This is a genomic window from Paenibacillus sp. LHD-38, assembly GCF_031157315.1.
Taxonomy (GTDB): domain Bacteria; phylum Bacillota; class Bacilli; order Paenibacillales; family Paenibacillaceae; genus Pristimantibacillus.
Genome location: NZ_JAVIFU010000096.1, coordinates 1 through 8,038 on the forward strand (window position 1 = coordinate 1; position 8,038 = coordinate 8,038).

At 39.0% G+C, this 8,038-nt stretch carries 8 protein-coding genes and 1 pseudogene; 1 reads left to right on the forward strand and 8 read right to left on the reverse strand.

All coding sequences use genetic code 11. The features are described from left to right. Nucleotides 1-989: 989 nt before the first annotated feature. Both RCO25_RS33835 and RCO25_RS33840 read right to left on the reverse strand, forming a co-directional pair. Nucleotides 990-1,444, reverse strand: a pseudogene (locus RCO25_RS33835) (DinB family protein). Between the two features lie 195 nt (nucleotides 1,445-1,639). Further along, on the reverse strand, nucleotides 1,640-1,924 hold the full coding sequence (locus tag RCO25_RS33840; RefSeq protein ID WP_309000441.1) for a hypothetical protein: 285 nt from the start codon (nucleotides 1,922-1,924) through the stop codon (nucleotides 1,640-1,642). A gap of 332 nt (nucleotides 1,925-2,256) precedes the next feature. Between RCO25_RS33840 and RCO25_RS33845 the strand changes: the two genes are divergently transcribed. Beyond that, nucleotides 2,257-3,033, forward strand: coding sequence for a DeoR/GlpR family DNA-binding transcription regulator (locus RCO25_RS33845; protein ID WP_309000442.1), 777 nt, complete (start codon nucleotides 2,257-2,259; stop codon nucleotides 3,031-3,033). Between the two features lie 485 nt (nucleotides 3,034-3,518). Here the strand turns inward: RCO25_RS33845 and RCO25_RS33850 are convergent, their stop codons facing one another. From RCO25_RS33850 to RCO25_RS35055, 6 genes are all read right to left on the reverse strand, one after another. Beyond that, nucleotides 3,519-4,208, reverse strand: a complete 690-nt coding sequence (locus RCO25_RS33850) for a hypothetical protein (RefSeq protein WP_309000443.1) — start codon at nucleotides 4,206-4,208, stop codon at nucleotides 3,519-3,521. 838 nt (nucleotides 4,209-5,046) lie between these two features. Next, nucleotides 5,047-5,559 carry a hypothetical protein gene (locus RCO25_RS33855; RefSeq protein ID WP_309000444.1) on the reverse strand — a complete coding sequence of 171 codons (513 nt, stop codon included), beginning with the start codon at nucleotides 5,557-5,559 and terminating at the stop codon, nucleotides 5,047-5,049. A gap of 108 nt (nucleotides 5,560-5,667) precedes the next feature. Continuing rightward, nucleotides 5,668-6,102, reverse strand: coding sequence for a hypothetical protein (locus RCO25_RS33860; protein ID WP_309000445.1), 435 nt, complete (start codon nucleotides 6,100-6,102; stop codon nucleotides 5,668-5,670). Nucleotides 6,103-6,222: 120 nt separating this feature from the next. Beyond that, nucleotides 6,223-6,750, reverse strand: coding sequence for an NUDIX domain-containing protein (locus RCO25_RS33865; RefSeq protein WP_309000446.1), 528 nt, complete (start codon nucleotides 6,748-6,750; stop codon nucleotides 6,223-6,225). Nucleotides 6,751-6,884: 134 nt separating this feature from the next. Next, nucleotides 6,885-7,553 (reverse strand): hypothetical protein, encoded by a 669-nt coding sequence (locus RCO25_RS33870; protein WP_309000447.1) that lies wholly within the window; start codon nucleotides 7,551-7,553, stop codon nucleotides 6,885-6,887. Between the two features lie 86 nt (nucleotides 7,554-7,639). Then, nucleotides 7,640-7,777 carry a serpin family protein gene (locus RCO25_RS35055; RefSeq protein ID WP_374992219.1) on the reverse strand — a complete coding sequence of 46 codons (138 nt, stop codon included), beginning with the start codon at nucleotides 7,775-7,777 and terminating at the stop codon, nucleotides 7,640-7,642. Nucleotides 7,778-8,038 lie beyond the last annotated feature (261 nt).

Here is an 8,038-nt window from a genome sequence, read left to right on the forward strand (position 1 = left end):
GACATTTCTCGTATGAGGGATGTCAGCGTTTGTTTTAGCGAATTTGCGTACTCATTCATTGGCGTAACCTCCTCGTTTTTCAAGGGGCTTCGCCACACATTTATACCTACTTGTCAAGTATTATTTCTCTTTTTCGTACAAAAAAAGAGCGGGCTATCTTTTTCGATAACCTGCTCTTTTTCTTGATATTTGGACCTGCGCCTTAACTAAATGACATTGGCCATGTGGCAGCCCTTCAGGGGTGGAACTATCGTTATCCGTTACTTTAATGAGCGGGTTCGTTTGAGCGAAATAAGGATCGAATTGACAACATGAGATTTAGTCGTAAACACTGATTTTAGAGTAATCAAAGAAGAAATTCAGAATTCCGATTGCTCGAATGGTATACTCTTTGTTAGCTTCAGTGTACCTATCCTCCACTTTCATGAAGAATGGGAGACTTTGAACATGCTTGCCTTCCCACTCTATAGGATTTTGACCTCGCTTACATAAAAGAATTTGTTCTGGTCCGCCTACCTCACACGAAATGCCATGCTTCTTTGCAAGCCACAATTTATAGTCATTGTCGTCTGGACATGTAAAAACCAGCAAAATGAGCACGATTCCCAGTATTATTAGTGATGTTCTCATGAAGCGTTTCATATTAACCCCCAATCCGCTTATCAAGCATGTTTCATTTTTCTAAAGTAGTGAGAAGATACTTCACTTACACTTCTCATTCAACATATAAAAATCCATGCATACGGAAACTTTTTCATTCTTCAATCAAACGAATTTTGTTGGTTATTTGTTGCGTTCTTCTATAATTGTTTATGATTTCCTTTGCGTGTCTAACTGAGGATAACTGCCAGATAGTTAAGCAGGCTGCCGATGATACCAGCAGCCTGGCTTCATGATGCTATCGTTGCACGTTAGCCATCCATGCCGCTAACGCGACACCACAGATTATGGAAGTAATGGCGTTCTTCCATGGGAGTTTAACTCTCAATCTAAAACAACCCTCTTCCAATAACATTGGCTGATACTGGTTGAAACCCAAGGTCTCTGACCCATATTGAGAGCTGGCTCATATGATGAATTTCATGAGCAATCACATGACGCAAGATTTCACCTTTGGTATAATGTCCTTCCGTCCATGGTACAGTCACAATTTCGTTTTCAAAATCGTTCGCCCATGTATGAAGGAACAGTTGTATTTCGTTCCTCCAAGAATCTGAAAGTTCCCGTACTTGCTGAATTGATTTGTAGTTATCATATTGAACTTGGATATACTCTGCATACCACGAATCCAGCTATATTCAACATCTCCAATATGAAATAGTGTATAAAGAATACCACCTACGCCGCCAATACGTTTACGCAACAGTTCATCACTTGGAATTTGCTTGCACAATTCAAACCATTCATCTCTTACCATCCAGTTATACCTAAACAAATTTATCAACTCATGCCACTCCCGATTAATTACAGATTCATTCCTCGGATTATAGATTCGTGTCTAAAAATAAAATTCCTTTGTTATTACGCAAATCTGCCCGTTAAAGTGGAAAAGGCAGCCGATCATTGTGGTCGGCTGCCTCCGTGTATCTTTATTGAGCTATCGTTTCCCGTTAGTTTAACGAAATAAGAACATCCACCTTTACATGCCCAAAAAACTCCCCGTTAACCCCACCAATATTGCTCCTAAAATAAAAGCAGCAATATGTATTAAAATCTTGTATCGTAACTTAGTTGTATTTAAAGAAGAAAATAATTTAAACATAAAATATAGTAAGACACCATTTATTGATGTCTTAATTATTGCTGGAATATATCTATTATTAAAAAAGGACGATTCATATATAAATTCTCTAAACAGAATATCAACTGCAATACCGAGAAATGAAAGTAAAACTTGATAAACAAAAAACTTAAGGTTGTTCATCTAAATCAAACTCTCCTTCAAAATTATTAAAAACTTTTTCTCTGATTACACCTGATATTTGAAGTTTTCCACCCTAAAGAGTACCCAATAATTGATTAAACTATTCTGCCAGCGTAACGAAGGGCTGCCGCGTGGTAGCCCTTTCGGTGTTCAACTATCGTGCCCGTTAGCTTAACGTCTTGACTTACCATGTTTAGCTCATTAAAGCGTAATAACTCAAAAACATGAACAAAGCCGAATTATCATGAAGAATATTCAATTGACAAAACGGAATAAACATGAATATAATGGAAATGTAACTTGGTTACAATTTCCATTAGGAGGCAGTTTATTTGTTCTCTGATGAACGTCGCGACAAAATTCTAGAGCTTCTTCAGAAAAACGGGCGTGTTCTTGCAAAAGAATTAGCCGACATGTTTGAGTTATCAATCGATTCAATCAGAAGAGATCTATCAATTATGGAGGAAAAGGGTTTGCTCAAACGTACACATGGAGGAGCAATTCCAGCTTTAAAAGTTCGTAATACCCCTTTTCCACCTGACTTACGTTACAAAGACGGTGCACCACATCAAAATGCAATTTCCAAATTAGCTGCTTCCTTCATTAAAGAGAAAGATACTGTCTTTATAGGTAGTGCAGGGATTCATTATGGCATGCTTAAGTATCTACCTGACGTACCATTTACAGTTGTTACAAATTCGATTCAAGTTGCTGCTACTTTAAAAGATCGGGAAGCATTAGATGTATACCTTGTAGGTGGTAAAGTAAAAGGCTCGGGAAGCATTACAGACACCCTGGCAAACGAGTTTCTGCGACAATTCACTTTAGATATTTGTTTTGTTACAGGAGGTGGAATTTCGAAAAATGGAGTTAGTACATCCACACCAGAAGTCGCAGCGCTAGGGAGAGCAGCTGTTGAAATCTCTAGGAAGAAAATATGTCTAGCACCTCACGAAAAGTTGGGGATTGATTTTTTTGCAAAAGAAGGCCCCATCACTGATATTGATCTTTTGATAACAGATGAAGAAGCAGACATTGACGCAATCGAAGAAGTTGAAAGTAAAGGTGTCAAAGTTTTCATTACAAGGATAAACGAGGAGTCACAATGATTGTTCTAAACAGAAAAAAGGAATAGATCTATTCCTTTGCGCCGGATGATCTATCCCCTCTTCATTTAGGAGCTGCTTTTAGCAGCTCCTATCTTATTATAATCGACGTTGACATCGAAAGCATTAAGTGATGCGTTCAATTGAGCATAACTGTCCGTCAGTTTAATAAAAAGAACAGGCTACTATAGCGTCTGCTCATCCTTGTGTGTTATTCAACTATCGTCTCCCGTTAGCTTAGTAAGGCATCGATTTTCTTCAATATATAAACTTACTTTACTGATTCCGCTATTCCAAGGAGCACATCCGCTGTAACTTGATTCCCTGTGCATGGGGCTTTGATTCATCTGATGTACTAACTAGTCCTCCAACAAAAAGACTGACTACCTTATTCATAGTCCGCGTCAATATGCGCAGCTAATAAAAAGAGCCCTTCTTTATATCAGAGCTCAGTTGTACGCGGGAATCCTTCACCATTCTTACTCGCTTCACGGGCTATTTATTTCCACAAAATCGTCCTGAATGATTTTTAGTTTTTCAAGATGAGGCTTCAGTTGCTCCAGCAACCGCGGTTTAGTATGCGTCGCGTAATCAAGCGGAGTAATGAATGATGCGTTCTCTTTATATAAAGAGATCGTCTTGTCTAAGTCACGAAGCTCAGTCGCGAGCAAACGCAAGGTTTCACGAGTCCTGGCGTCAATCATTTTGGGATTGGATTTCCAATAAGCATAACTTATGTTGTATAGCGGACGCCAAGTTCGCGCCATAAAGGCAAGTTCAAACATGTCTTCTTGTATATCCGAGGTCATAACGGTTTGATTGATTGACAGCCGCGGCTCTGCGTTGTTCGAATAATCGTCGCTAAATTCGATAAACGTCAACAGTTGCTCGTCCAACTCCTCCGCCTGTATTTTTGCCTTTTCGATCAGTGCCCGAACTTTGACGGGATCTTCGTTTTCCTTTGTCTGGCTGATCGTCTCCAGGGTCTCGGCAAGCGGAATCGAGGATGATGCGTGTTTTATCAGATACAAAAATGCCGAGACATTCTTTTGCTGATACAGTGACTTGAGATTATTGTAACTTTCGTCCGATCGCTTATCCAAGTGTCTGTAAACCGCCGCGTTAACACAAAGGAGAACAATGAGCATCAGTGCATAGATTTTAATGTGTTTTTGCATTGCGTACTTCCTCTCTACACCAATCGCTTAACGGCCGAATGTGGAGCTAAACACAGTTCTTATCGGTTTATAAACACAAAAGTAGTCGAAGAATAGACTCGCTTTCGCAGCTTTTCTTCAAAACTTTTTTTCTTGGAGCTACTGGAGAATAACATGTGGCAAGACTGACCGCAATCATCAATTCTTACCATATACAGCTTCAGTATCTGCGTTGGCGTTAACCAGGCTGCCAATCGATTCCGCGGCAGCCTCGTGGTTTAGTTTTATTGCTATCGTTCCCCGTTGGCCTAATCACTTATCTCAGTTTCAAGGTTTTAATGTCTTAGTTTTCCACATTCGATACAGTCCAGCAACTAGAAAGATAAAAGCAATAACTTCTATAAACCTAGGGATGAAATTCAGTAATGAAATCAACTCTCCAAATGTCATTCCCAACGGTAGTGTAGTACGGTTATTATAAGAATCAATGAGTCGACTTATTGTAAAAGGTGCAATAAAATCATAGATCTTCAGTATTAAAATAATAAGAAAGAAGTAAAAGCCTACCATGAAGTGATTTTTCCTGCATTGTATAAGTCCAAAAATTAATAAAAATATGAAGAAAATCGAAACTAGAATTGCAAAAAATCCCAATAAAACCTCCAAATTCCTCCCTCTTTTTTTCTCAAAATTGCTCTATACCCATACGACAAATATTAATATTCATATCTTACGTTTACCCTTTGGAATAATTCCACTTTCCTGCCTGTTAGTTGAATAAAAAGAGCAGGCATCGCAGCGCCTGCTCATCATGTGTGTTATTCCACTATCATACCCGTAACTACTTATTTAACATTCTTCATAACGGTTCATATATACTCTTTTCCTTATTCACTTTCCAGTGGATAATACCAGGATCATTATCTTTCAAAATATCAATATTTTTTGCATTTGGCGTTGTCGTGGTAATGGCAACAACCTTATTATTTTCAATATCAAGGCCTACGCCTTGAAGATCAAGCACATCTACTGCTTCCGATACTTTTCTTTTTACAGCTTCCAGTTGCTTTACCGAGTATTGAACTTTTTTGATTAAAAATGTGTCCGGGTAAGCGCTCTTTCCTTTAATTTCTTTCTTTATCTCCGGCGTTGCCTCAGTTAGTAAAAAGTATTTTTCGCCATCAATGGAAGTGTATGTTCCACCATAAATATCGCTATGTTTGTTTTGCAAATAGATTGCAATTGTTCCGTGGTCTTCATCCCTCTTTGTTTTCTCCAGATTTCTCTCTTCATAATGAGTATTCGGAGCAATCCCACTCAGTAAAAATAATGACTTGAGTATTAGCATGAGTAATGTTAAATTTCGTTTCATATCCTCGTCCCTTTAAAACCTTCATTGTTCAGAATAATAACCCCACAACCATACAAATCATACTTATTGCCCAAATAGCACCAATCCATGCGAATTTTTGTATTAGATTCATTTCCAATTATTTTTCACAATGACAATGACAAGGACTAGCAAGAATAAGCCGGCAATACACCATAAAAATTTTCCCCAATTAAATGTGGAACCAGCATATTCACCCTCATAATTCGCTTTAATGAATGACCCATCTTTTATCTTTATCGCAATTGCCTCGTTTTTGTCAACGCCTTTGATATCGTAATATTCAGTGCCCTTCGGATAGTGATTCGAAAAATTACCTGAGTATGTGCCTTCCTTGTCTGAAAATGATGAAACTTTGCCGATTATTGAACCGATTTGTTCCTTTTCCACTCGATTGTCAGAAATGATATAGGATTTACCGTCGTTTACAACAAAATTGTATGCCCAATCCGCATGAATTGGCCATATTGCAAAAAAAGTGCTTGCCAGCCAGAGCGGAATCATCAAAAACAGAGATTTTCTCAAACTATCCCCCCTTAGTTCTTCATTTAATCAGACGTAAATAAAGATTTATTGTTGCACATCCTGCCCGTTAGCTTAACAAAGAAATGGAGCAGCTGCCGTAGCAAACTGCTCCTTGATTGTTCAACTATCGCTCTCCGTTAATGCGACCTTGAGTTTTTCCCAATCTTCTAGTAATGCCCAGGTTATTTCGGGCTCACTTTCAACTGATTTCATCGTACCCACATAAATATCGGATGAATTTTTATTCCTAGAATAATGCTCGATTATGTATTTCGTTGTGGCAGTTACATTTATTTTATCAACTAAGCCTATATCAACCCATAAGAGCGCACCTTCTTCACTCTCGCGTACAGCTATGTGCTTTGCATTTGAAAAATATACATATTGAATTCTTATTTCTGTTTCTTTAATCCGTAAAATTATGTATCTAAGTTCCAATCCTGTAAGGTCGTCGGTTGTCAGCCCTGTTTCTTCTTCAACTTCCCTCAAACATGCTTCACTCGGATTATTAATTTCATGTTGCTCTAGGTGCCCTCCAATAGGTACAACCATACCTGAAAAAAAACTTGCGTTTTTTGGTTTCTCCATCATCAACAACTTATCGCCATGAATGAGAAAAGCTACTGACATTTGCCTTAGAGTAATCATTTACCCCCTCCCCCAACACAACATATTCCATATGGAGACTAAACTATCCTGCCTGTTAGTTGAGTAAAGGACTGCCATGCGGCAGTCCTAAAATATTGTACTATCGATTCCCGTCAATGTAATGACGCATCTGATTAAAGTTTATATTTTGCAGCAATCTGCTCTTTGAGAGAATTGAAATGTTCCGTATTGCCAGCAAAATGCACTTCATTATCGATGATTTCTTGCCGGGTCAAGGTGCCACACGTAAAGCGGATGGATGATTTCGAATCATTCAGATTGAATTTCCCTTGATAACCACCTACTGGAACGTATATGCCGGACGCATCCTTCTGCAAAAATAAAGTGTATTGGTCTCCCTTCACCATCGGAACATAGCCGGTAACTGACCGAAACATGCTTCCATCCTCGAAAAAAGCGCTCTCTGATACTGAAAGTTCCTGGCCCTTTTCCGCCTCACCTTTGAATACTTGCAGCAATTTGATTGAAGTTACAGCTTGATCAATTTCACCTTTCCCTCCGACTCTCCTGATTGTGGATTCTCCAGCTTTCTCAGCGAGTACGATCAGATCGGACATGCTTTCTAATAAAGACAAATCTTTGACTTCAAGAGCCGTAATTCTCTCCATTGTGAGCCTTCTACTCTCCTGGATGTCTATATTTTCAACTTTCTCAAACTCTTGGTTAAATGGCACAGATTTCACCGCTGTCTTTGTCTGCTCGGGAAATTTGTCTGATGCATACACGCTGCCCCCTGTAAGAAGCAGGCATGTACCGATAATAATGGGCAGTTTCATATTCATACTTGGTTTCTCCTTTGGTTTGATCTTGTGCCGTTAAGGATTCGTATTCGATCCGAGGAACAGCCATGACTTTGTCTGCAGATCTTCTATGCGAAGAAAAACGGCCGATTGACATTCATTTGGAACCGGTTCTCGGGTTCTGCAGATGCGCCATCCATTGTGATGGATGTGACTGCGACTGCTTCTTTACGTTTTTCGTTCACGTCGATAAAAATAGCATTCAAAATAAAGACGGGTTCGACGGTAGTTTAGTTGCACTAATCTGCCCGTTAGCTTAACGCCCGGCAGTACATCTGTACAAAAACCCTTATTTTGTGAAGTAGTAAAAAGGAGCTGCCGCGGCAGCTCCTTCATCTTTGTATAGATTCCTTCATTGAACTAGCTATGATGAACGTAAAACAGCCCCGTATTTACTTCGAATCGTAGGTTAAAAATGGATAGTGTAAACCACACCATTTTCAGAACTACAAAGCAAAAGGAGCTGT